Origin of the sequence: Microbacterium aurantiacum (genome assembly GCF_002872075.1) — a bacterium.
Classification (GTDB): domain Bacteria; phylum Actinomycetota; class Actinomycetes; order Actinomycetales; family Microbacteriaceae; genus Microbacterium; species Microbacterium aurantiacum_A.
This window is the reverse complement of record NZ_PGGU01000006.1, coordinates 270,333-292,464: the sequence shown is the minus strand read 5'-3', so window position 1 is coordinate 292,464 and position 22,132 is coordinate 270,333. Positions and strand designations below refer to the sequence as shown.

The window sequence follows — 22,132 nt, the reverse complement described above, 5'->3', positions numbered from 1 at the left end:
CAAACATGTCCGCATTGGATGAGTCGCGTTCCGCATCGCCGTCTGCCCACGCCGGTGCGAACACGCACGCCTTCGGCCCCGGCCGCCACCTGCGCTCCCGCTCCAAGGTGCTGCCCGAGCACGCCAGAGGACACAACCGCGCGCTCGTCCTGCAGACGCTCTTCCACGCCGGCGCCATGAGCCGGGCCGACCTCTCGCGCGAGACCGGACTGACGAGGGTCACCATCTCCGATCTCGTCGCCGAGTTCGTCGCGGACGGCATCGTCATCGAGATGGGCGTGCGAGCCGTGGCCGGCCCGGGGAAGCCCCCGATCCTCATCGACATCGACCGCGCCGGGCACCAGATCATCGGGCTCGATCTCTCCGGTCCGAACGCCTTCTCCGGCGCCGTACTGAGCCTCGACGGCGAAGTGCTCGAACGCCAGGAAGTATCCCGCCCCGAGTTGCCGGACGGCGAGGCGGCGTACGCGGCCACGCTCGCGCTCGCCAGAGGCCTCGTCGAGCTCTCCACCCGGCCGTTGCTCGGCGTCGGCATCGGCACGCCCGGCGTGGTCCGCCCGGACGGGGTCGTACTGAGCTCTCCGAACCTCGGCTGGGCGAACTTCCCGCTCGAGGCGAAGCTGGGCGCGGATCTCGGGCTCCCCGCGCTGGCCCGCAACGACGCCAACGCCGCCGTGCTCGCCGAGTACACCTTCGGCGACGCCAAGACGGACTTCATGCTCATCAAGATCGGCAAGGGCGTCGGCGCCGGCCTGATCACCGGCAGTCAGCCGCTCGTGGGCAGCCGTTACGCGGCGGGTGAGATCGGTCACGTCGTCGTCGGAACCGACGGCGGACCGCGGTGCGCGTGCGGCAAGGACGGATGCCTCGAGGCGTGGCTGAGCATCACCCGCCTCCGCGCGGCCATCGCCGAGAATCCCGAGGGTCGCGACGACATCCTCCGGGATGCGGGCACGCGGATGGCGATCGCCATCGCCCCCATCGTCGCCGCCCTCGACCTGTCCGAGGTCGTGCTGTCCGGTCCCGCCGAGATGCTCGACGGGATCCTCATCGACGCCGCCATCGAGACCCTGCACGCGCGGACGCTGGAAGGGGTCTTCGAAGACGTCGCCATCCGGCTCACCACCCAGGACGACATCGTGCTCCGCGGTGCCGCGGTGATGGTGCTGTCCGGCCAGCTGGGAGTCTCGTGATCCGCTGCGCAGGCCAGACCACCTCGACCACACGCAGGAGCGCCATCCGATGACGGGTGCAGACGACGCCGACCTCGACGGTCGGCACATTCGCGTGGGCCTGGATGTCGGCGGTACGAAGATCGACGCCGTCGCCGTCTCTTCGGAGGGAGACATCCTCGGACGCCTTCGCCGCCCCACCGGCTGGGGTGAGGATGCCGTTCTCGCAGGGATCGTCGACGCCGTCACGGCCCTCGCCGACGAGATCGGCTATCCGATGGCCGAGGTCCGCTCGGTGGGCGTCGGAATCCCCGGACTCGTCGACGCCCGTTCCGGCCGCGTGCTGCATGCCGTGAACCTCGGCGTCGAATCGCTCGATCTCGCGCCACGCGCACAGGCGGAGATGGGCATCCCCTTCCGGGTCGAGAACGACGTGAAGGCCGCGGCGCTGGGGGCGGCGGTGCTGCGCGGCGTCACCGGGTCGATGGCCTACCTGAACCTCGGCACCGGCGTCGCGGCCGGCATCGTCGTCGAGGGCCGGATCTGGCGGGGAGCCACAGGCACGGCCGGCGAGGTCGGCCACATCTCGGTCGATCCGCGGGGCAGACTCTGCGGCTGCGGTCAGCGCGGGTGCATCGAGACCTTCTGCGGCGGCGGCGCTCTCGCCCGCGCCTGGGGACGCCCCGGTGCGCTACCGGTCCGCGACATCTTCGACGCCGCCGAATCGGGCGACGCCGATGCGATGGCCCTCAAGGCCGACCTCATCCACGGCGCTGCGGCCGCGGTACGCGTCCTCGTGCTGTCGGCCGACGTGGAGAAGGTCATCATCGGCGGCGGGATCACCTCTCTCGGCGCGCGCCTCGAGGACGGCATCCGAGCCACCCTCCGGGATGAGGCCGAGAAGTCGCCGTTCATGAGCTCGCTCCACCTGGACGCGAGAATCGAACTGCTCGCCGCAGGTTCGCCGGCTGCTGCCTTCGGCGCCGCGGTCGTCGGAGCATCCGCACCAGAGAAGGAGATCATGGCCCATGGCTGAAGTCGTCATCGTCGAGAACAAGGACGCCGCGGGCGCTCTGGTCGCGCAGGAGATCGCCGAGCTCATCGAGGCGCGCCCCGACGCGGTGCTCGGGCTCGCGACCGGTTCGACGCCGCTCGCCGTGTACCAGGCGCTGCGCACGCGACTCGCCGGCGTCGACGTGTCACGGGTGCGCGGATTCGCGCTCGACGAGTACGTCGGCCTCGATCCCGCCCATCCGGAGAGCTACCGTTCGGTGATCACGCGAGAGGTCGTCGAGCCGCTGGGCCTCGACCCGCAGCGCATCCATGTCCCCAACGGGGCGGTCGCCACCATCGAACGCGCCGGCGCCGACTACGAGGCCGCGATCGAGGCGGCGGGCGGCGTCGATCTGCAGATCCTCGGCATCGGCACCGACGGTCACATCGGGTTCAACGAGCCCGGTTCCTCCTTCGCGTCGCAGACCCGCGTGAAGACGCTGACCGTGCAGACCCGCGAGGACAACGCCCGCTTCTTCGACTCCATCGACGACGTGCCGCTTCACTGCATCACGCAGGGACTCGGCACGATCCTCCGCGCCCGGCACCTGGTCCTGCTCGCGTTCGGCGAAGGCAAGGCGCAGACCGTCGCCGATGCGGTCGAGGGGCCCCTCACCGCGTTCCTGCCCGGTTCCGCCATCCAGCTGCATCCGCACGCGACAGTCGTGGTCGACGAGGCGGCGGCATCCCGGCTCAAGCTCGCCGACTACTACCGGTACACCTACGCGAACAAGCCGGCCTGGCAGGGCATCTGAACTCGAGCCGGACCGGCGGGTGCGTCAGAAGGTGCGCCCCGGCCAGGCCAGCGGCAGCAGGTGCTCCACGCTGAGCGGCGCGAGCGGCAGGCCGGGTACATCGGCGACTGAGATCCAGCGGAGCTCTGCCAGCTCGGCCTGCACGGACACAGTGGCCGGGTCGATCGTGGCGGCGAAGGCGACGGCGACGACACGGTGGCCCGGCTCGTTGGCGGCTGCTGAGATGAACGTGCCCAGCGGGCGCAGGTCTCCCTCGTCCAGCCGCACGCCGAGTTCCTCGTCGAGTTCCCTGACCAGTGTCTGCGCGGCCGACTCGCCGGGTTCGGGCTTGCCACCGGGCTGCATGAATCGGGTGGTGCCGTGCTTGCGGACGACGAGCACGCGGTCGTTCTCGTCGACGATCACCGCCGCGCTGACGTGGATGTCAGGCATCGGCGGGGAACACCTTGCCGGGGTTCAGGATGCCGAGGGGATCGAAGACCCGGGTGATCTGTCTCTGCAGTTCCCACTGGTCCTCGCCCAGCTCGTCGGCGAGCCAGCGCTGCTTCAGCACGCCGATGCCGTGCTCGCCGGTGAGCGTGCCGCCGAGCGCGATCGCCGCGCGGAACAGCTCGTCGGCGGCCGCCCAGATGCGCTCGGGCACCTCCGCGCCCTCGAAGATGAAGTTCGGGTGCAGGTTGCCGTCGCCGGCGTGCGCGACGGTGGGGATGCTCAGGCCGTACGCCTTCTCGATGCGGGCGATCTCGTCGAACATCGCGGGCATCGCACTGCGCGGCACCGAGACGTCTTCGATGAGAGTGGTGCCGAGAGCCGCCATCGCCGGGTGCATGGCTCGGCGGATCGCGAGCAGGCGCTCGCCCTCCTCGGGGTCCTCTGAGACGGAGATCTCGCCCCCGAGAGCACGGAGGATCGTTGCGACGGCCTCCGCTTCCGTGATCGCGGCCGGTCCGTCCGTCTGGATGGTGAGCTGTGCGGTTCCCGCCGCAGGCGCCGCCAGGCGGAGATGACGATGCACGGCTGCGAGACTCGGGGCATCCATCAGCTCCATGATCGCGGGCTGGATCCCGGCGGCGGTCACCGCTGCGGATGCCGCCGCTGCCGCCCCGACCCCGGGGAAGGAAGCGATCACCGTGCAGGTGGTTCCGACGATCAGTCGCCGCAGTTTCAGCGTGGCGCCGACGACGACGCCGAGGGTGCCCTCGGATCCGATCACGAGTGAAGTCAGATCGAGTCCGGTCACGCCCTTCACGCTGCGGTGACCGAGATGCAGAAGACGGCCGTCGGCGAGCACGAGGTCCACGCCGAGGACCGCATCCCGGACCACGCCGTACTTCGCGCACAGCAGTCCGCCGGCGCCCGTGGCGATGTTGCCGCCCACCGTCGAGATCGCCCTGCTCGCAGGATCGGGTGCCCACCACAAACCGTGCTCGCGCAGAATGTCGTTGAGGTCGGCGTTGAGGATGCCGGGTTCGACCACGGCGAGGAGGTCGTCCGGACGGATCTCCTTGACCGCGGTCATGCGCAGAGTCGACAGCACGATCTCGCCGTCGCCTGCGTTGGCGGCGCCGGCGAGGCCGGTGCCTGCGCCGCGCACCACCACCGGGGTGCGGGTGGCCGTCGCGATGCGCAGCGTCTGCTGCACGTGCTCGACGGTCTCGGCGTGCACGACGGCCAGGGGACGACCGGCCGCGGCGTGCCCTGAGCGGTCTGCTCTGGCGAGCTGGAGGGTCTCTTCGCCGATGTCGACGAGCGCGCCGAGCGCTGCCTGGAGCTCTGCGAGAACGCTCACGACGGAGAGCCTATGAAACGGTGCGGCGACCGGCGGCGAGGCCCGCGCCGATGGCGACGATGGCGAAGGCGGAGCCGATCAGGCCCTGCCCCATCGACCACCACGCGACGGTGACGCCGGCGTAGATGAGCAGCTCGACGGCTGCCCGCAGGAACGGATGCAACCGCAGAACCGGCCGGGGCGAGAGGAAGAGCGCCCACACCAGGAGCACGAGCAGCGGTGCGCCGAGACCGAGGACGACGTTCCACGGCAGCGGCCAGGCGGCGAATCCCCACAGGGCCAGGGAGGCCATGGCGAGGACCAGGACGATCACGCGGACGACATCGAGAGCGGTGACGACGGGACGATCGACGCCCGGTACTGGTGCGGAATCCTGGGGCATGGACCCAGTCTATTCGGCGGGCGCGGGTTCCTCGGCCGGGGGAGCAGTGGCGTCGTCGTCGATGTCCACAGTGTCTATGACGGGGCCGAAAAGCCCTTGCTCCTGTGTCGCGGGGATCTGTGAGGGATCGAGGGACTCGGGGGCGGGAGTGGCCGGGGCATCATCCTGGACGGGCGGCGTCTCGCCAGGGAGGGACTCGTCGACAGGCGCTGCGGGGCCGACGGGGGCGGGTTCGGTCTCGCCGCCGTCGATTGGCGCTGCCGGAACGACAGCCTCCTCGGTCTGCTGCTCGTCGGATGCGGTCTCAGCCGAGAGCGGGAAACGGGGCCGGCAGTCTTGTCCGGACTGGGCGGGGAGATCCCTTAGCGCAATCGGATCGGTGAGCGGGCCCACTTGAGCTTCGAAGACGTACTGGAAGGTGACATCTGCATTGAAGATGATCTGAAGCGCGGACGGACGCAGTTCCACGAAGCCAACACCGTTCTCGTCGAGAACCGCGCTGGACGTGCCTCCAGTCGAGCCATTCAGGAACGGCTGCACTTGGGCATCCGGCGCGCCCTGGACCTCCACACGATAGCGAGTGACCCAGAAGATGTGGGAGTCGGATTCCTCGCAACTGACAACCGTCGAAACGGCGGTCGGTGTCCCGCCCGGGAGGCCTGGGATCTGAACAGGCGGTGTGGGAGTCGGTGTGGGAGTGGGAGTGGGAGTCGGTGTGGGAGTGGGAGTCGGTGTGGGAGTCGGTGTGGGAGTGGGAGTGGGAGTCGGTGTGGGAGTGGGAGTCGGTGTGGGAGTCGGTGTGGGAGTGGGAGTCGGAGTGGGAGTCGGGGATGGTTCAGGAGCGATACTGGGCTCCGGTTTCGGGTCCTGTGTCGGCGGCGAAACCACTGAGGCGGCTTCGTCGGGCTTCGAGTCCGCGGGCTCGGTCGGTTTCGGTTTCGGTTTCGGGGTCGGCTCCGTGGTCGGCTCGACCGGGGCCGGCAGCTCGATGATCATGGGTTCGTCGAGCGCCATGGTCGAATCTGGACTGACTTCCGCGGATATCGACGACGGGTCGCTGTCGCCCGCATTGGGTTGTGACGATGCCGGCACAGCACCTACGATTCCGGGGATGGTGGTCGCTGCGGCGACGACGCCGGCGACGACGAGAGCGGCCGAGCCGGCTCCGATCAGAGCGCCCACTCCGCTGAACACGCCTCCGGCGCTTCCACCTCCGCCGGCGGTCGTACCGCCAGCGGCTGAACCGCTGCCGACCGAACCGCCCGTCGTGCCGGCCGATGCAGTGCCGGATCCGACGACGACAGCGCCGCCGAAGACGCTGGACGGCATCGCCGCCAGTGCGACGACCGGTACACCGCCCTGCAGCGTGGCGAGATAGCCGGTGGAGCCGGCGACCCCGAGCACGAGCGGAAGGAGCACCAGAGCGAGGCGCGTGGAGACATCCTTCGCCTCGGCGGCGACGATGATGCATCGGGCGCACTCGTCGAGGTGCAGCTCGAGACGTTTGTGATCACGGGTGCCCAGGTTGCCGCGCGAGTACGCGCCCAGGTGCTCGATGGTCCATTGGCAGTCGGAGCCGGGGTCGGCGCTGCGCAGGTGCGCCTGGATCCATGCCTCGCGCAGGCCTTCGCGAGCGCGGAAGGCGAGCTGCGACACCGCACCCGACTTCATGCCGAGGAGCGGCGCCACTTCCTGCGGCTTCATCTGCTCGATCTCGGTGTACCAGAGCACCTCCTGCCAGCGTGAAGGCAGGCTGCGGAAGGCATGGGCGGTCAGACTGCGATCGAGCGCTTCGCCCGCCGCCTGCTCGCTGCTGTCGGGGTCGGCGACCGAGTCGAGCTCGTCGATCGCGGTCTCGCGCCGGGAACGGCCCCAGGCCGCGGCGGTGTTGCGGATGCTGGTGAAGAGGTACGCCCGGAAGGAGCCGTTGGGTCCCGCGCCTTTGATGATCGCCTGATAGATGCGCGTGTACGCCTCCTGCACCAGGTCGTCGGCGTCGATGGACGACGTGAACGAGCGTGCCACCGACATCCCGGCCGAATAGTGTCGTCGCCAGAGTTCGCCGAAGGCCTCCGTGTCTCCTGAGCGGGTGCGCAGGACCAGGTCGGCGTCGGCGGTGGCTTCGCCGCCGGGGGAGGTGTTGTCGTAGGGCACAATCATCCATCTGTCGTGAGGGGCAGGAGCCCTCTCACTTGAAGAGACGCGCAGAAGCTGTCCGCATCACGCGTATTTTCCATTCTCTCCCGAAACTCCCAGCCTGGCTACCCCAGTTTGGAACTCGGTGTCGTCCACCTCGAAACGCGATCTCGGGAAAAGAAATCCTCGAAGTCGCGTAATGAACGGCGGACCGCGTCGTCTCATCAGGTAGAGACAGCCAGTACGGCTCCACCGGGGGGCGGAGCCGTGGCGCCGTGCCGGGAGCGATCCCGCCGGTCGAGGCGGTCCGGGAGCCTCGGGGGAGGAACTCACCGGGCCCCTCGCTCTACGCAAGGGGGGAATGAGGTCGCCGTCTGGGGAACGGCGGCCTCAAGCCTTGCCCTTCCCGCGCGAGAGGCGCCCGCCCGCCCAGACCCGTGCGACGTTCAGCTGCTCATCCAGCAGCACGGCATCGGCCACGAAGCCGTTCCGCAGCGAGCCGATCTCATCGTCGAGCCCGATCGCCCTCGCCGGGGTCTCGGTGAGCGCCCGGATCGCCGGGATCAGCCCGGCACCCGCCTGCACCGCGCGTCGCAGCGCGACGTCCTGCGTGAGGGTGGAGCCTGCGATCGAACCGGTGTCGTCTGTGCGGGCGATGCCGTCGGTGACCGTGACGCTCACGGCGCCGAGGTCGTAGTGCCCGTCGGCGCCGCCCGCCGCCGCCATCGCGTCGGTGACGAGGGCGACCCGATCCGGCGCCGCGTCGAAGACCAGTTTGATGACGTGGGGGGCGAGGTGCACGTTGTCGGCGATCGCCTCGAGCACCACGCGGTGGTCGGCCGCCGCTGCGAGCACGGGGCCGGGGGCGCGGTGATGAATGCCGTTCATAGCGTTGAACGCGTGGGTGAGGATCGAGGCGCCGGCGTCGAAGGCCGCCTGAGCCATCTCGGCATCCGCGTCGGTGTGACCGACGGCAGCCGCCGCGCCGGCCGCGACGATCTGCCGGATCGCGTCCAGCCCGCCGGGCAGTTCGGGGGCGATGGTCACCTGCCGCACGGTGCCGCGACCGGCCTCGAGCAGGCGTGCGACGTCTGCCGGTGCCGGTGCGCGCAGCAGCGTGGGCTCGTGCGCGCCCTGGTGTCCGGGGTCGAGGAACGGACCCTCCAGATGCGAGCCGAGGATGTCGGCATCCGTCGTCATCAGGTCGGCGATCTCGCTGACGCTGCGGGCGAGGTCGTCGAGTGAAGCGGTGACCAGGGAGACCACGGCGCGGGTGGTGCCGTGCGCGCGATGCAGGGCACGAGCGGTGCGGATGGCGTCCACGCCGTCGTCGAATGCGGCGCCGACGCCGCCGTGTCCGTGGATGTCGACGAAGCCGGGTGTGAGCAGCGCGCCGCTTCCGGCGACCTCGGTCGCGTCGACGACCTCGTCGGCTGTCGACCAATCCGAACCGGTGCCGCGCGCCACGATCCGGCCGTCCTCGAAGCGCACCCAGGCGTCTTCGACAAGCTCGCCGCGATCGACGACGCGGGCGGAGTGGATGACCAGCGAACCGGTCTCGGTGGAATGGACGCTCATCGCTCGCTCCAGGGGATCTCGGCGGCCGGGTGGTACGCGATATCCTCAGCCTTCCACAGCGGGGCGAGCGAGCCGACGCGCACGCGGAAGGACTCCCAGGCGCGTTCCGGAGCATCCTTCGGCGACCAGGCGATCTCGGCCTGCGCCGCGACGCGAGGGAAGACGAGCTGTTCGACCTCTGCCATCGTGCGGGTCGTCTCGCTCCACAGGGGCGCCTCGACGCCGAGGATCGCATCATCGCGGATGTCGAGGACCGACGCGGGCTCCCACTCGTACGCCGTGCGGACATCGACGAGGCCGGCCCACGCGAGTCCGAACGGGAAGTCTGCGCTGTACTTCATGTCGAGGTAGGCGACGTTCGCCGGCGACAGGATCAGCGCCCCACCGCGCTCGACGAAGTGCGCCGCCTCGGCGGCGTGGGATCCCTGGGGCACGGTCATGCCCCAGTACTGGCCGACGGTTCCCTCGGCGATGCCGGCAGCGGCGCCGACCTCGTGCCACGCGACCGGGACCTTCCCCGCTTCGACGACGATCGCCGTGGCGCGTGCGACGAAATGGTCGAAGTCCTGCTGGGAGGTGCCGTGCGACTCGTCGCCGCCGACGTGGATGTAGGGGCCGGGAGTCATCTCTGCGAGCTCGCGGACGACGTCGCGCACGAAGTCGTAGGTGCGCTCCTCGTGGATGCGCACGCTGGAGTGACCGACGCCCCAGCCGAGGTAGCTCTCGCCCGCGACGGGCAGCGGCTGCCCGAGGCGCTCGGAGTCGGCGATCAGTTCGTCGTTCATCACCGGGGCCTCGACGAGCTCGGGGTAGGCGACGCCGATCGCGTGGGTGTGACCGGGCAGGTCGATCTCGGGGACGACGATCATGTGGCGCGATGCCGCGTACTCCACGATCTGCTGGTAGTCGTCCTTCGTGTAGAAGCCGCCGGGGTCGCCGTTCGCCGAGGTGCTCGAGGAGCGCTCGGTCAGCAGGGGCCAGGAGTCGATCTGGATGCGCCACCCCTGGTCATCGCTGAGGTGCAGGTGCAGGTGGTTGAACTTCAGGGCGCTCGTGCTGTCGATGTACTTCTTGATGTCGTCGACGCCGAAGAAGTGCCGGGCGACGTCGAGCATCACGCCGCGGTAGCCGAATCGCGGAGCGTCGGAGATGTCGGCCTGGAGGAGGCTCCAGCCTTGGTCCTCTTCACGAAGCAGCTGCAGGAGAGTCTGGACGCCGTAGAAGAGACCGGCCTCGTCGGCGCCGACGATCTCGGCGCGGTCGCCGACGTGGAGGGTGTAGCCCTCACTTTTTGCGGCGGTCGGGTCGATCCGCAACGTGATGTCGCCTGGTTTCGTGGTGCCATCGCCGGGGAAGGGGCGTATGCCGGTGCGGCGCTCGATGGCATCGATCAATTGAGCCGCGGCGGGGGAGTCGCCGTGCACTCGCGCTGCGTCGGTGAGCGGCATCCGTCCGTCTCCGGCGGCGGCGGATGCGGGCACGGGGACGAGCGGAAGGGAATGGGTAAGGACCATGAACAAAACCTACCCTGCGCCGGGCCAGACGCGCTGGAGGAATCCGCTATGCTCGTAACCGTCGCGACTGGCGTCTGGGTGGACTACCACCGGGGAGCGGCTGACCACGGAATTCGACCGCGCGCCTGGGCCGATGAGGACCACCCTTTCGAATCCGTTGTCAGAGGAGCACGTCATGACCGATCGTTACTTCAACGCCCCCCTTTCCGAGGTCGATCCGGAGATCGCCCAGGTCTTGGACCGCGAACTCAAGCGTCAGCAGACGTTCCTCGAGATGATCGCATCCGAGAACTTCGTTCCCGTGTCCGTCCTGCAGGCGCAGGGCTCGGTGCTCACCAACAAGTACGCCGAGGGCTACCCCGGCCGCCGCTACTACGGCGGCTGCGAAGAGGTCGACGTCGCCGAGGAGTTGGCGATCGCCCGCGCCAAGGAGCTCTTCGGCTCGGAGTTCGCGAACGTGCAGCCGCACTCCGGCGCCACCGCGAACGCCGCCGTGCTGCACGCGATCGCGCGCCCCGGTGACACCCTGCTCGGCCTCTCCCTCGACCAGGGCGGCCACCTCACCCACGGCATGAAGATCAACTTCTCCGGCCGTCTCTACAACATCGTCGCCTACGGAGTGGACCCCGAGACCTCGACGATCGACATGGACGAGGTTCGTCGCCTCGCCGTCGAGCACAAGCCGAAGGTCATCATCGCCGGCTGGTCGGCCTACCCGCGCACGCTCGACTTCGCCGCCTTCCGCGAGATCGCGGACGAGGTCGGCGCGCTCCTCTGGGTCGACATGGCGCACTTCGCCGGCCTGGTCGCCGCGGGTCTGCACCCGAACCCGGTGCCGCACGCGCACGTCGTCTCCTCGACGGTGCACAAGACGATCGGCGGCCCGCGTTCGGGCTTCATCCTCACGAACGACGCCGACCTCGCGAAGAAGATCAACACGGCCGTGTTCCCGGGCCAGCAGGGCGGCCCGCTCATGCACGTGATCGCGGCCAAGGCGACCGCGTTCAAGCTCGCCGGCACCCCGGAGTTCAAGGAGCGTCAGGAGCGCGTACTGCGCGGCGCCTCGCTCATCGCCGAGCGCCTGTCGCAGCAGGATGTGAAGGACGCCGGAATCGGCGTGCGCTCCGGCGGCACCGACGTGCACCTGGTGCTCGTCGACCTGCGTGACGCCGAGATCGACGGCAAGCAGGCCGAGGACCTCCTGCACGAGATCCACATCACCGTGAACCGCAATGCCGTCCCGAACGACCCGCGTCCGCCGATGGTGACCTCGGGCCTGCGCATCGGCACCCCGGCGCTCGCCACGCGTGGCTTCGGCGACGCCGAGTTCACAGAGGTCGCCGACGTCATCGCCCTGGCGCTTCTGCCGGGCGCAGACGTCGAGGCGCTCCGCGCCCGTGTCGACGCGCTCGCCGCGGCGTTCCCGCTGTACCCCGACCTGCAGCAGTAAGCAGCATCCGCGATCCCGCCGCGTCGAGTGCACGGGATCGCGGCGAGTGCACGGCTTCTCGACGTGAAGAAGCCGTGCACTCGGTGCCAAGTCGTGCACTCGGCGCGTGGGGACCAGTAGGAAGAGAAACGACATGACCGCGAAGATCCTCGATGGCAAGGCCGCAGCCGCGTCCATCAAGGCCGAGCTCACCGAGCGCGTGGCAGCACTGCGTGCGCTTGGCATCATCCCCGGTATCGCCACGGTGCTCGTCGGCGCCGATCCGGCGTCGCAGCTCTACGTCGGCATGAAGCACCGGCAATCCGAGGCGATCGGGATGAACTCGATCCAGTGCGAGCTGCCGGCGGATGCCACGCAGGCTGACGTCGAGGCGCTCATCGACGAGCTCAACGCCGACCCCGACTGCCACGGCTACATCGTGCAGCTTCCGCTGCCGAAGCACATCGACACCGACGCCATCCTCGAGCGGATCGATCCGGCGAAGGACGCCGACGGCCTGCATCCGACCAACCTCGGCCGGCTCGTGCTCAACGTCAACGCGCCGATCCACACGCCGCTGCCGTGCACCCCGCGCGGCGTCATCGAACTGCTCCTGCGCAACGACTACGACCTCAAGGGCAAGCACGTCGTCGTCGTCGGACGCGGCGTCACCATCGGGCGGTCGATCGGCCTGCTGCTGACCCGCCGCGACATCAACGCCACGGTCACGCTCACGCACACCGGTACCGTCGACATGCCTCGCTACCTGCGTGAAGCCGACGTCATCGTCGCGGCGGCCGGCGTCAAGCACCTCATCCGCGCCGAAGACGTGAAGCCCGGCGCGGCCGTGCTCGATGTCGGCGTGACGCGGGAAGCGGATGACGAGACGGGCAAGAGCCTGGTCTTCGGCGATGTGCATCCCGACGTCGCGTCGGTGGCTGGGTGGATCTCGCCGAACCCCGGCGGGGTCGGCCCGATGACGGTCGCGCTGCTCATGACGAACGTGGTCGAGGCCGCCGAGCGGCTCGTGGCCTCCGGTCGCGACTAGAGCTCGTCCAGCATCCGCCGCTGTTCCGGGGTGAGACCGTCGTTCAGCTCGGCGCGCCCCGCAGCGGTCTGCGGCGATTCCGGAGCAGGCGTGGCGGAGCCGCTCCGGGATCCCTGCACCCGCGACTGGACCGTGTCGTAGACCTCCGACGCCTTCGCATGCAGCCGGTCGTCGACCTGGTCGTAGATCACCCAGCCGAGCAGCAGGCCGAGCGGCGGCAGTACGTAGCCCCAGAAGAATCCGGCGACGCTGACGCCGCTCAGCCACACCGTCAGCACCCAGATGATCAGCTCGACCACGTAGACGAGCCCGTACTGCACGACCTTCTCGCCGACGCGCGTGCGGCTGGCGGACGACTTCGCGGCGGACCGGCGGAACACCGCTGCCAGCGCCGGCTTCACGAAGAGTGCGGCCAGGGTGAGGATCACCGAGGCCCAGAGCGCGTCCCATCCGACGCGGACGTTCGTCATCAGCAGCCCGATGAGCAGCAGCACCGCGACATTGAAGACGTAGAGCGAGGCGAAGCGGACGATGGCGTTCTTCATGCGACTTCCTTGATCTGGACGGGCGTGTTCACGGCGCCTGAGGGCCGACCGTGCTCTCGATGCCGGCGATGCGTGCGTGCTCGTCGAAGCGGAACGTCGCGGATCCGGTGGCATCGGTGACGGTCGCGCCGCTGAACGACTCGTCGGTCCAGGTGAGCGTCCAGCTCGCGAGGCGCGCGAGATCCCAGACGGCGGTCCGTGCATCGGCCAGAGCGAGGCCGGACAGGATGCGGGGGAGCGCGATCATCGCATCGGCGACGGTGAGCGGCGGCAGCGGGGCATCGAGGAGGAAGACGGCCCGGGTGCCCCCGCCGACCGGAGCGGAGTAGTACGGCGACCGGCCGGTCAGCTCAACGGCGACGCCGCCGACGGTGTGGGCGGCCCGGGAGATCCAGCCGTCGACGTCGGCATCGACATCAGCGGGGAAGGCGAGCTCGGGCGAGGTGAGTTCTGCGACGCCGTGCTGGGCGCCGTACGCCTGCAGCTGCGCGGCGAGACCTCCGGCGTCGCCACGCGGGTGCGCCCACGCCCAGAGCAGCGAGCGCGGGCCGGGAGCGATCGTGGCGATGAGGTGCGCGCGCGTGACGAGCTGGCGGCTCGGGTCGGCGTTCGCGGTGAACGTGAGCGTGCCGGCCTGCATGTCTGCATCCCAGCGGTGCTCGCCGAGCGCATCGGCGGCGGCGGAGAGCGCGTCCTGGCGGAGCGAGGTGAACAGGATCGCCCGGTCGGCGAGCGGCTGGAGTGCGGCGAAGGTCATGCCCCCAGTCTGGCGCGCGTCGCTATGAATGCGCCAGCATCTCGCCTCGCGTCAGCGGGCGGCGGTCTCCGGCGCCGCATCCGTCGGGCGCCCCATCCGCCACACGCTCGGCACGACCAGCGTGGCCAGTGCCACCGCGGCGTACACGATGCCCGATGTGATCAGCACAGTTGCGGCATCCGCATGCGTGATCAGCCAGCCGTAGATGAGCGTGCCGATCGGCATCACGACGAAGCTGCCCAGCATGTCGTAGCTGGAGACCCGGGAGAGCTTCTCGCCCGGGATGTTCTCCATCATCGCGAGGTTCCAGCCGGTGCTGAACACCTCTGCGCCCGCTCCGGCGATGAACGCCGCGATCGCGAGCAGCACGACCGCCGGATGCACGCCGAGAACCGTGAGCGGGATGGCGAAGGCAGCCATGCCGATCATGCCGTAGCGCAGCGGCTTCTTCAGCGGGAACCACATCAGGATCAGCGTCATCAGGAGCACGCCGACGCCCTCGGCGCTGACCACCCAGCCCCAGCCGCTGATGCCCAGCAGATCGTTGTTCTTCGCGATGTACGGGCCGGCGACGCCCCAGGCGCCGACATGGATCGCGTTCATCACCATGAAGGCGAGCACGATGACCCACAGCCACGATCGGCTCCAGAACTCCTGCCAGCCGATGCGCAGGTCGTGGAACATGGTCGTTCCGCCGCCGTGCGCGGGAGGGGGCAGCTTCACGAGGGCGAGGATCGGGATCGCGATCACCCATCCGGCGGCCTGCACGACCATCGCCCAGGCGGGACCGGCCGTGGCGACGAGCACCCCGGCGATGATCGGCCCGCCGATGGTCACCATCGAGCGGACGAACGACAGCATCGCGTTCGCCTGCTGGAGGTGCTCGGGCGTGGTCAGTTGCGGGATGAGTCCCTGCATCGCGGGCAGCACGAAGGCCGTGGATGCTCCGTTGACCGCGGCGAGGATCGCGATCGACGGAACCGTCGCCGTTCCGGTGAACAGCAGAGCCGCGATCGCCCCGATGGAGAGGATGTCGACGACATAGCAGGACTGGATGATCAGCGCCCGCGGCAGCCGGTCGGCGATGACTCCGCCGAAGAGCACGAAGACGATGTTGCTGATCGTGAAGGCGGCGAGCACGAGGGAGAGCGAACGTGCGTCGTTGTCGATATCGAGTACGGCGAATGCCAGAGCGATCGACGACATCGAGCCGGTGATGAGCGTGATCGCCCTGGCGAGGAAGAACCAGCGGAAGTTGCGGTCCTGCATCGCGCCCAGGCGCCTCGCAGGCGTCGGCGCCTCGTTTCTGAGCATCACTCTGCCATCCTGTCATGGCGCCGCGCGGCGTTCGAAGAGCGCAAACGGCTCGATATGGGGCCCGGATGCAGCCGTTTGCGCTCTTCGAAAGTGGCGAACGTCAGTAGCTGCCGCGGTCTGCCCCGTCGGATGCCGGAATGAACCGGGTCGCCAGTGCCTCGGATGCCCGGGCGAGCAGCGCCACATCGGCGCCGACGGCCACGAAGTCCGCTCCGGCCTCGAGATAGGCGTCGGCTGCGGCCGGGTCGAAGGCGTTCACGCCGACCGGCTTGCCGGCAGCCTTGACCGCGGCGAAGACCCGCTCGACGGCGGCGATGACGTCGGGATGGGTCTGCTTGCCCAGGAGTCCCATCGACGCTGCGAGGTCGGACGGGCCGACGAAGACCGCATCGACGCCGTGGACCGCGGCGATCTCCGCGGCAGCATCCACTCCGGCGGCCGTCTCGATCTGCACGGTGAGCGAGGTGTACTGCGCGGCGTCCTGCAGATAGCCGTCGACGCGGTTCCAGCGCGCGCTGCGCGCGAGTGCACTGCCCACGCCCCGCACGCCTTCCGGGGGGTAGCGGGTCGCGGCGACCGCCGTGCCCGCCTCGTCGGCGGACGAGACCATCGGAACGATGAGGTTCTGCGCGCCGAGGTCGAGGATCTGCTTGATCGCGACGGCGTCATTGGACGGCACCCGGACGAGCGGGACGATCGGATACGCGGCGACGGCCTGCAACTGCAGCTGCACGCTCTCGAGCGTGTTCGCCGAGTGCTCCATGTCGATCAGCAGCCAGTCCAGTCCGGATCCCGCAGCGACCTCCGCCAGGAGCGGGCTGCCGGAGCACACCCACATGCCGACGAAGGGGTGGCCGGAGCCCGCGAGCTGCTCGCGGAACGACGGGGCTAGACGAAGCGGCATCGGATTGTTCCCATCGGTCCGTAATCGCACAGCACTTCATCGCCGCGCGACACCCACATCGGGCGCGTGAACGATCCTGCCAGGATGATCTCCCCGGCCTCCAGACGCGCGCCGTGCTGGTGGAATTTGTTCGCCAGCCAGGCGACGCCGGTGGCCGGGTGGCCGAGCACGCCGGCGGCGACCCCGGTCTCCTCGATCTCGCCGTTGCGGGAGAGCACGCCGGGCACCCAGCGAAGGTCGATCTCATCGGGGCGCTTGTGCACGACCCCGAGCACCATGGCGCCGTACGCCGCGTTGTCGCTGATCGTGTCGACGATCGTTCGGCCCTCGAGCTCGATGTGCGAGTTCAGCACCTCGAGAGCGGGGACGGCGTAGTCGATCGCGGCGAGCGCGTCGTCGAGTGTGCAGTCGGGACCTGCGAGCGGATGCTTCAGCACGAACGCCAGCTCCACCTCGATACGCACGTTCGAGAAGTGGTCCACCGGGATCTCGGCGCCCGACTCGTACACGGTGTCGTCGAACATCACGCCGTAATCCGGCTCCGAGATGCCGGTCGCCTGCTGCATCGCCTTCGAGGTGAGACCGATCTTGCGACCGACGAGCCGGCGGCCGGCCGCGATCTGCGAATCGCGCCAGACGCCCTGGATCGCGTACGAGTCCTCGACGGTCGCATCCGGGAAGCGTGCAGTGATGCGCGGGATCACACTGTGCGCGCGGTCGGCCTCGGCCAGCTCGGCCGCGATCTGAGCGATGGTCTCGGTGGGAAGCGTCACAGCTGGTGGCCCAGTTTGTACTCGCCCTGCTTGTACTCGGGCATCGACGCCTCGCCCTCGTCGGGCCGCGTGTACGAGAAGCCGTCGGCTCCGATGGTCACGGCCATCTCGCTCGAATCGGTGCGGGCGACGACGGGCTGCGGGTTGCCGTCGAGGTCGAGCACGAGGGATGCCTCGGTGTACCACGACGGCACGACGGGGTTGCCCCACCAGTCGCGGCGCTGGTTGTCGTGCACGTCCCAGGTGATGACCGGATTGTCGGGGTCGCCGGTGTAGTAATCCTGGGTGTAGACCTCGACGCGGTGACCGTCGGGGTCGCGCAGGTACAGGTAGAACGCGTTGCTCACGCCGTGCCGGCCGGGGCCGCGTTCGATCGCGTCGGAGCGGCGGAGTGCGCCGAGCTTGTCGCAGATCGCGAGGATGTTGTGCTTCTCATGCGTGGCGAAGCACACGTGGTGCATCCGCGGTCCGTCGCCGCCGGTCATGGCGGTGTCGTGCACGGTGGGCTTGCGCCGCATCCATGCCGCATACACGGTGCCCTCGTCGTCCTGGATGTCCTCGGTGACGCGGAAGCCGAGGTCCTGCATGAACTTCACCGCGCGCGGGACGTCGGGGGTGACCTGGTTGAAGTGGTCGAGCCGCACCAGTTCGCCGGGGGTGTGCAGGTCGTAGCGCCACGACATCCGCTCGACGTGGTCGGTCTGGTGGAAGAACTCGTAGGGGAAGCCGAGCGGGTCGACGACGCGCACCGAGTCGCCGATGCCCTTGACGAAGCCGGTCTCGTTGCGCCGGACGTCGCAGCCGAGCTCGGTGTAGAACGCGACGGCGTGGTCGAGGTCCGAGGCGGTGCGCACGCGGTACGAGAACGCGGCGACGGCGGCGATCGGCCCCTTGCGCAGAACCAGGTTGTGGTGGATGAACTCCTCGGTGGAGCGCAGGTAGATCGCCTCGTCGTCCTCTTCGGTCACGTACAGGCCGAGGACGTCGACGTAGAAGACGCGTGAGGCCGCCAGGTCGGTGACGACGAGCTCCATGTACGCGCAGCGCAGGACATCGGGGGGTGTGGCGGCAGGCGTCGCGACGGGGTTGTCGGCCCGGATGGGGGCCTCCTGCGACACGTAGTAGCCCGAGGAGGTCAGCGTCTTCGCAGTCTTGTCGGTCATGTCAGCATCCTTGCGTGAGCTCCCGTCGCGAAATAGCCCGCTTTCCGGCTGTCATTCCGGGCTTTTTCGCGACGGGAGGGGTGGTATGAGGTCAGTTCTTGCCGAAGGTGGGGTTGTGCGAGTGGGCCGCGAGCGTGATGTGCACGCTCTGCTGATCGGTGTAGAAGTCGATCGAGCGGTAGCCGCCCTCGTGGCCGAGACCGGACGCCTTCACGCCGCCGAACGGGGTGCGGAGGTCCCGCACATTGTTGCTGTTCAGCCACACCATGCCGGCCTCGACGGCGCCGGCGAAGTTGTGCGCGCGCTTGAGGTCGTTCGTCCAGATGTAGGCGGCGAGGCCGTAGCGCGTGTTGTTCGCGAGCGCGAGCGCCTCCTCGTCGGAGTCGAACGGCGTGATCGCGACGACCGGGCCGAAGATCTCCTCCTGGAAGATCCGGGCGTCGGGGGAGACGTCGGCGAACACCGTCGGCTGCACGAAGTTGCCCTCGGGGAACTCGTTGGGGCGGCCGCCGCCGGCGACGAGGCGCCCTTCCGTCTTGCCGATCTCGACGTAGCTCATGACCTTCTCGTAGTGCTCCGGGTGCACCAGGGCGCCGACCTCGGTGGCCGGGTCGTTCGGGTAGCCGACCTTCACGCGCTTCGCCTGCGCCGCGTAGCGCTCGACGAAGTCGTCGTAGACCGACCGCTCCACGAGGATGCGGGCACCGGCCGTGCAGCGCTCGCCGTTGAGGGAGAAGACGCCGAAGATCGTCGCATCCACCGCGGCCTCGATGTCGGCATCGGCGAAGACGACGGCGGGCGACTTGCCGCCCAGCTCCATCGACAGGCCCTTGAGGAAGGGGGCCGCGTTGCCGAAGATGATCTGTCCGGTGCGGCTCTCGCCGGTGAAGGAGATGAGGGGCACGTCCGGGTGCTTCACGAGCGCGTCGCCGGCGTCTTCGCCGAGGCCGTTGACGAGGTTGAAGACGCCGCGGGGGAGGCCCGCCTCCTCGAAGATGCCGGCCCAGAGGGATGCCGACAGCGGCGTGAACTCGGCGGGCTTGAGTACGACGGTGTTGCCGGTCGCGAGTGCAGGCCCGAGCTTCCAGGATTCGAGCATGAACGGCGTGTTCCACGGCGTGATGAGCCCGGCGACGCCGATCGGCTTGCGGTTGACGTAGTTCATCTGCTTGCCGGGAACCTTGAACGCGTCGTCGGCCTGCGCGACGATCAGGTCGGCGAAGAAGCGGAAGTTCTCGGCGGCGCGACGCGCCTGGCCGAGCGCCTGCGTGATCGGCAGGCCCGAGTCGTAGGACTCGAGCTCGGCGAGGCGGGCATCGCGCGATTCGACGATGTCGGCGATGCGGTGCAGCACCCGCGAGCGCTCGCGCGGCAGCATCCGAGGCCAAGGGCCCTCCTCGAACGCGCGCTTCGCCGCGGCGACGGCGAGCTCGATGTCGGCCTTCTTGCCGGCCGCTGCCGTCGTGTACGTCTTGTTGGTCACCGGATCGAGCACGTCGAACGTGTCACCGTCGACCGAATCGACGAAGGAACCGTCGATGTAGTGCTGGATGTGGTCGGGCAGGTCAGTGGGGATGCGTGAAGCGGTCATGAGTCTCCTCCGGAGGAATGACGGGAACGGGAGTGCAGTGCGTCGAGGAATGCGTCCTTGGTGCGCCAGCGGTGGTTGCGGGCGGCGAGTTCGATCTCGAGGGGGTCGGCGCCGGATCGGATGAGGTCGAGGATCTGCGTGTGCTCCGCGACCGAGTGCGTGGCACGGCCCGGAACCGAGGCGAAGGTGGAGTCGCGGATGCCGGAGAGCCGGGACCAGCCGCGGTGCACGAGGTCGAGCAGGTGCGGGTTCGGGCACGGCTCGAAGAGCAGGGAGTGGAACTGCCTGTTCAGCTCGGTGAACAGGTGCGCGTCGAAGTGCTCGAGCAGCCGCGCCATCCGGTCGTTGACGGCCTGGGCGGCGTCGAGCGCCGCTTCGTCGAGGAACGGGGCCGAGAGCGCGGTGGCCACGCCTTCGACGACGCCGAGCGTCTCCATCGTGTGCGCGTACTCGGTCTCGTCCACGAGTGTGACCCGCGCGCCGACGTTGCGCTCGAACGTCACGAGCCCTTCGGCCTCGAGCCGGCGGATGGCCTCGCGCACGGGCACGACGCTCATGCCGAGCTCATCGGCGATCGGTCCCAGGACCAGCCGGTATCCAGGCCCGAACGTGTGCCCGGAGATGCGCGAGCGGATCCAGGCGTACGCCTGCTCGGACTTGCTGAGAGTGGCGAGGTCGGTCATCGCGAACCCATCTCGGCTTCGTAGCGTGCGCGCCACTCGGCGTTCATCGGGAACAGGCCGTCGACCGGGTTGCCTGCGGCGACCTGCTCGGCGATCCAGGCGTCCTCGACCTCCTGCGCGAGCGTGTCGTCGACGACCTGCTCGGCGAGAGAGGGCGGGATGACGATCACGCCGTCGCCGTCGCCGACGATGATGTCGCCGGGCTGCACGCTGGCGCCGCCGCAGGCGATGGTGACGTCGAAGTCCCAGGGCACATGCTTGCGTCCGAGGACGGAGGGATGCGCGCCCTTCGAGAAGACAGGCAGCCCGATCTCCGCGACGGCGTCGAAGTCGCGCACGCCGCCGTCGGTGACGACGCCGGCGGCTCCCCGCGCCATGGCGCGCAGCGCGAGGATGTCGCCGAGCGTGCCGGTGCTGGCGTCGCCGCGGGCCTCGATCACGATGATCTCGCCCTCGTTCACGGCATCGAACGCGCGCTTCTGGGCGTTGTAGCCGCCGCCGTGGGTCTTGAACAGGTCTTCGCGGAACGGCACGAACCGGAGGGTTTTGGCGGTGCCGACGATCTTGCTGCCGGGGATGTTCGCCGCGACGCCATCGATGAAGCAGGAGTGGTGACCGCGCTTGCGCAGCTGGGCGGAGAGGCCGGCGGTCGGCGCTTCCATCAGCTTCGCGCGGAGTTCGGGGGAGAGGACCGATTCCTCGGAGAGCGGGGCGAGCCCGGCCTCCTCACGGGACCCCCAGGCTTCGGTGCGCTGCAGGTCGTCGACGGCGGGGAGCGAACCGAGTTCCGGGTCGAAGGGCACCTCGCCCTGGACGACGGTCGTGACGAGGCGTCCTGAGGTCGGCGCACCCGGCGCATCCGGTGCATCCACCTCCACCTCCACGACGTCGCCGGGCACGATGACGGACGACCCGGCCGGGGTTCCCGTGAGGATGACGTCGCCCGGCTCCAGTGTGAAGTGCTGGGAGAGGTCGGCGACCAGCTGCGTCAAGGGGAAGATCAGTCCGGCGGTGGTGTCGTCCTGGCGGAGCTCGCCGTTCACCCAGGCGCGCACGCGCAGGGCATCCGGAGCGACGGAGCGGGCGTCGATCAACTCAGGGCCGAGCGGGGTGAACCCGTCACCGCCCTTGGAGCGGACGTTCGAACCTTTGTCGTTCGCACGGAGGTCGTAGAGGCCGAGGTCGTTGGATGCCGTGACCCACCCGACGTGATCCCAGGCGTCGGCCTGGGAGACGTGGCGCGCGGCGGTGCCGATGACGAGGGCGATCTCGCCCTCGAAGGCGAGGAGCTCGGTGCCGGCGGGCCGCTCGACGGTGCCGCCGGTGATGCCGATGGAACTTGCCGGCTTGAAGAAGTAGGAGGGGGCGGCCGGGCGCCGGCCGCGCTGGTCGGCGCGGGAGGCGTAGCTCAGATGGATGGCGATGATCTTGCCGGGGCGTTCACCGGGAACCGTCACTGGCGCCTCCTCGCGCTCGTCTGGGACGCCTTGTGCGTCGTATTTGAAATCATATATCATCGTGTCATCCCTCGGCAAGCGCCGAA

Annotated in this window: 20 protein-coding genes and 1 riboswitch; of the genes, 5 read left to right on the top strand and 15 right to left on the bottom strand. The window is 69.2% G+C overall.

Annotated features, from left to right (window positions below):
• The first annotated feature begins 5 nt into the window (after positions 1 to 5).
• The 3 genes from CUR96_RS06745 to nagB are packed head-to-tail and all read left to right on the top strand — an operon-like array spanning position 6 to position 2,980.
• Positions 6 to 1,193, top strand: a complete 1,188-nt coding sequence (locus tag CUR96_RS06745) for an ROK family transcriptional regulator (protein ID WP_102192511.1) — start codon at positions 6 to 8, stop codon at positions 1,191 to 1,193.
• A 49-nt stretch (positions 1,194 to 1,242) separates the two neighbouring features.
• Positions 1,243 to 2,208 carry an ROK family protein gene (locus tag CUR96_RS06740; protein ID WP_180968965.1) on the top strand — a complete coding sequence of 322 codons (966 nt, stop codon included), beginning with the start codon at positions 1,243 to 1,245 and terminating at the stop codon, positions 2,206 to 2,208.
• Entirely contained in the window at positions 2,201 to 2,980 is a 780-nt protein-coding gene (gene nagB / locus CUR96_RS06735; RefSeq protein WP_102192510.1) for a glucosamine-6-phosphate deaminase, read from the top strand. The genes CUR96_RS06740 and nagB overlap by 8 nt, the downstream gene beginning before the upstream one ends.
• Before the next feature lie 24 nt (positions 2,981 to 3,004).
• On the opposite strand, the gene CUR96_RS06730 is transcribed toward nagB, so the two are convergent.
• The 6 genes from CUR96_RS06730 to CUR96_RS06705 all read right to left on the bottom strand — a co-directional run bounded on the left by CUR96_RS06730 (position 3,005) and on the right by CUR96_RS06705 (position 10,379).
• Complete coding sequence (locus CUR96_RS06730; RefSeq protein WP_102192509.1) at positions 3,005 to 3,412, bottom strand: NUDIX hydrolase; 408 nt, start codon at positions 3,410 to 3,412, stop codon at positions 3,005 to 3,007.
• Positions 3,405 to 4,769, bottom strand: coding sequence for an FAD-binding oxidoreductase (locus CUR96_RS06725; RefSeq protein ID WP_102192508.1), 1,365 nt, complete (start codon positions 4,767 to 4,769; stop codon positions 3,405 to 3,407). Before CUR96_RS06725 ends, CUR96_RS06730 begins: the two co-directional genes overlap by 8 nt.
• Before the next feature lie 10 nt (positions 4,770 to 4,779).
• The gene (locus CUR96_RS06720; RefSeq protein WP_102192507.1) at positions 4,780 to 5,151 is read right to left on the bottom strand and encodes a YrdB family protein; all 372 of its coding nucleotides are present in this window, start codon (positions 5,149 to 5,151) and stop codon (positions 4,780 to 4,782) included.
• A gap of 9 nt (positions 5,152 to 5,160) precedes the next feature.
• Positions 5,161 to 7,311 carry a sigma-70 family RNA polymerase sigma factor gene (locus CUR96_RS18835; RefSeq protein ID WP_102192506.1) on the bottom strand — a complete coding sequence of 717 codons (2,151 nt, stop codon included), beginning with the start codon at positions 7,309 to 7,311 and terminating at the stop codon, positions 5,161 to 5,163.
• Positions 7,312 to 7,677: 366 nt separating this feature from the next.
• Positions 7,678 to 8,865, bottom strand: a complete 1,188-nt coding sequence (gene nagA / locus CUR96_RS06710) for an N-acetylglucosamine-6-phosphate deacetylase (protein ID WP_102192505.1) — start codon at positions 8,863 to 8,865, stop codon at positions 7,678 to 7,680.
• Positions 8,862 to 10,379 carry a family 20 glycosylhydrolase gene (locus tag CUR96_RS06705; protein ID WP_102192567.1) on the bottom strand — a complete coding sequence of 506 codons (1,518 nt, stop codon included), beginning with the start codon at positions 10,377 to 10,379 and terminating at the stop codon, positions 8,862 to 8,864. The genes nagA and CUR96_RS06705 overlap by 4 nt, the downstream gene beginning before the upstream one ends.
• A 53-nt stretch (positions 10,380 to 10,432) precedes the next feature.
• Positions 10,433 to 10,517: riboswitch (ZMP/ZTP riboswitch) on the top strand.
• Positions 10,518 to 10,554: 37 nt separating this feature from the next.
• Between CUR96_RS06705 and glyA the strand changes: the two genes are divergently transcribed.
• Both glyA and CUR96_RS06695 read left to right on the top strand, forming a co-directional pair.
• Positions 10,555 to 11,829 carry a serine hydroxymethyltransferase gene (gene glyA, locus CUR96_RS06700; RefSeq protein ID WP_102192504.1) on the top strand — a complete coding sequence of 425 codons (1,275 nt, stop codon included), beginning with the start codon at positions 10,555 to 10,557 and terminating at the stop codon, positions 11,827 to 11,829.
• Positions 11,830 to 11,962: 133 nt separating this feature from the next.
• Positions 11,963 to 12,856, top strand: coding sequence for a bifunctional methylenetetrahydrofolate dehydrogenase/methenyltetrahydrofolate cyclohydrolase (locus tag CUR96_RS06695; protein WP_102192503.1), 894 nt, complete (start codon positions 11,963 to 11,965; stop codon positions 12,854 to 12,856).
• On the opposite strand, the gene CUR96_RS06690 is transcribed toward CUR96_RS06695, so the two are convergent.
• The 9 genes from CUR96_RS06690 to CUR96_RS06650 form a co-directional block, all read right to left on the bottom strand.
• Positions 12,853 to 13,401: a hypothetical protein gene (locus CUR96_RS06690; RefSeq protein ID WP_102192502.1), complete on the bottom strand. Its 549-nt coding sequence runs from the start codon at positions 13,399 to 13,401 to the stop codon at positions 12,853 to 12,855. The two genes, CUR96_RS06695 and CUR96_RS06690, sit on opposite strands and share 4 nt — an antisense overlap.
• A 28-nt stretch (positions 13,402 to 13,429) precedes the next feature.
• Positions 13,430 to 14,158: a DUF6882 domain-containing protein gene (locus tag CUR96_RS06685; RefSeq protein ID WP_102192501.1), complete on the bottom strand. Its 729-nt coding sequence runs from the start codon at positions 14,156 to 14,158 to the stop codon at positions 13,430 to 13,432.
• 51 nt (positions 14,159 to 14,209) lie between these two features.
• The gene (locus tag CUR96_RS06680; RefSeq protein WP_102192500.1) at positions 14,210 to 15,472 is read right to left on the bottom strand and encodes an MFS transporter; all 1,263 of its coding nucleotides are present in this window, start codon (positions 15,470 to 15,472) and stop codon (positions 14,210 to 14,212) included.
• A 103-nt stretch (positions 15,473 to 15,575) separates the two neighbouring features.
• The gene (locus tag CUR96_RS06675; RefSeq protein ID WP_102192499.1) at positions 15,576 to 16,379 is read right to left on the bottom strand and encodes an HpcH/HpaI aldolase family protein; all 804 of its coding nucleotides are present in this window, start codon (positions 16,377 to 16,379) and stop codon (positions 15,576 to 15,578) included.
• A complete protein-coding gene (locus CUR96_RS06670) occupies positions 16,364 to 17,152 on the bottom strand; it encodes a 2-keto-4-pentenoate hydratase (protein WP_102192498.1) in 789 nt (262 codons plus the stop codon). Before CUR96_RS06670 ends, CUR96_RS06675 begins: the two co-directional genes overlap by 16 nt.
• On the bottom strand, positions 17,149 to 18,315 hold the full coding sequence (gene hpaD, locus CUR96_RS06665; protein WP_102192497.1) for a 3,4-dihydroxyphenylacetate 2,3-dioxygenase: 1,167 nt from the start codon (positions 18,313 to 18,315) through the stop codon (positions 17,149 to 17,151). Before hpaD ends, CUR96_RS06670 begins: the two co-directional genes overlap by 4 nt.
• Before the next feature lie 91 nt (positions 18,316 to 18,406).
• Complete coding sequence (gene hpaE / locus CUR96_RS06660) at positions 18,407 to 19,906, bottom strand: 5-carboxymethyl-2-hydroxymuconate semialdehyde dehydrogenase (protein WP_102192496.1); 1,500 nt, start codon at positions 19,904 to 19,906, stop codon at positions 18,407 to 18,409.
• Positions 19,903 to 20,589 (bottom strand): GntR family transcriptional regulator, encoded by a 687-nt coding sequence (locus tag CUR96_RS06655; protein ID WP_102192495.1) that lies wholly within the window; start codon positions 20,587 to 20,589, stop codon positions 19,903 to 19,905. The genes hpaE and CUR96_RS06655 overlap by 4 nt, the downstream gene beginning before the upstream one ends.
• A complete protein-coding gene (locus tag CUR96_RS06650) occupies positions 20,586 to 22,106 on the bottom strand; it encodes a fumarylacetoacetate hydrolase family protein (RefSeq protein WP_102192494.1) in 1,521 nt (506 codons plus the stop codon). Before CUR96_RS06650 ends, CUR96_RS06655 begins: the two co-directional genes overlap by 4 nt.
• Positions 22,107 to 22,132 lie beyond the last annotated feature (26 nt).

Bases quoted from the DNA above. Each gene is read 5' to 3' on its own strand.
- CUR96_RS06655 (WP_102192495.1), bottom strand. From the start codon at position 20,589: ATGACCGACCTCGCCACTCTCAGCAAGTCCGAGCAGGCGTACGCCTGG.
- nagB (WP_102192510.1), top strand. From the start codon at position 2,201: ATGGCTGAAGTCGTCATCGTCGAGAACAAGGACGCCGCGGGCGCTCTG.
- hpaD (WP_102192497.1), bottom strand. From the start codon at position 18,315: ATGACCGACAAGACTGCGAAGACGCTGACCTCCTCGGGCTACTACGTG.
- CUR96_RS06745 (WP_102192511.1), top strand. From the start codon at position 6: ATGTCCGCATTGGATGAGTCGCGTTCCGCATCGCCGTCTGCCCACGCC.
- CUR96_RS18835 (WP_102192506.1), bottom strand. From the start codon at position 7,311: ATGATTGTGCCCTACGACAACACCTCCCCCGGCGGCGAAGCCACCGCC.
- CUR96_RS06690 (WP_102192502.1), bottom strand. From the start codon at position 13,401: ATGAAGAACGCCATCGTCCGCTTCGCCTCGCTCTACGTCTTCAATGTC.
- CUR96_RS06740 (WP_180968965.1), top strand. From the start codon at position 1,243: ATGACGGGTGCAGACGACGCCGACCTCGACGGTCGGCACATTCGCGTG.
- CUR96_RS06675 (WP_102192499.1), bottom strand. From the start codon at position 16,379: ATGCCGCTTCGTCTAGCCCCGTCGTTCCGCGAGCAGCTCGCGGGCTCC.
- CUR96_RS06685 (WP_102192501.1), bottom strand. From the start codon at position 14,158: ATGACCTTCGCCGCACTCCAGCCGCTCGCCGACCGGGCGATCCTGTTC.
- nagA (WP_102192505.1), bottom strand. From the start codon at position 8,865: ATGAGCGTCCATTCCACCGAGACCGGTTCGCTGGTCATCCACTCCGCC.
- glyA (WP_102192504.1), top strand. From the start codon at position 10,555: ATGACCGATCGTTACTTCAACGCCCCCCTTTCCGAGGTCGATCCGGAG.
- CUR96_RS06705 (WP_102192567.1), bottom strand. From the start codon at position 10,379: ATGGTCCTTACCCATTCCCTTCCGCTCGTCCCCGTGCCCGCATCCGCC.
- CUR96_RS06680 (WP_102192500.1), bottom strand. From the start codon at position 15,472: ATGCTCAGAAACGAGGCGCCGACGCCTGCGAGGCGCCTGGGCGCGATG.
- CUR96_RS06650 (WP_102192494.1), bottom strand. From the start codon at position 22,106: ATGATATATGATTTCAAATACGACGCACAAGGCGTCCCAGACGAGCGC.
- CUR96_RS06720 (WP_102192507.1), bottom strand. From the start codon at position 5,151: ATGCCCCAGGATTCCGCACCAGTACCGGGCGTCGATCGTCCCGTCGTC.
- CUR96_RS06730 (WP_102192509.1), bottom strand. From the start codon at position 3,412: ATGCCTGACATCCACGTCAGCGCGGCGGTGATCGTCGACGAGAACGAC.
- CUR96_RS06695 (WP_102192503.1), top strand. From the start codon at position 11,963: ATGACCGCGAAGATCCTCGATGGCAAGGCCGCAGCCGCGTCCATCAAG.
- hpaE (WP_102192496.1), bottom strand. From the start codon at position 19,906: ATGACCGCTTCACGCATCCCCACTGACCTGCCCGACCACATCCAGCAC.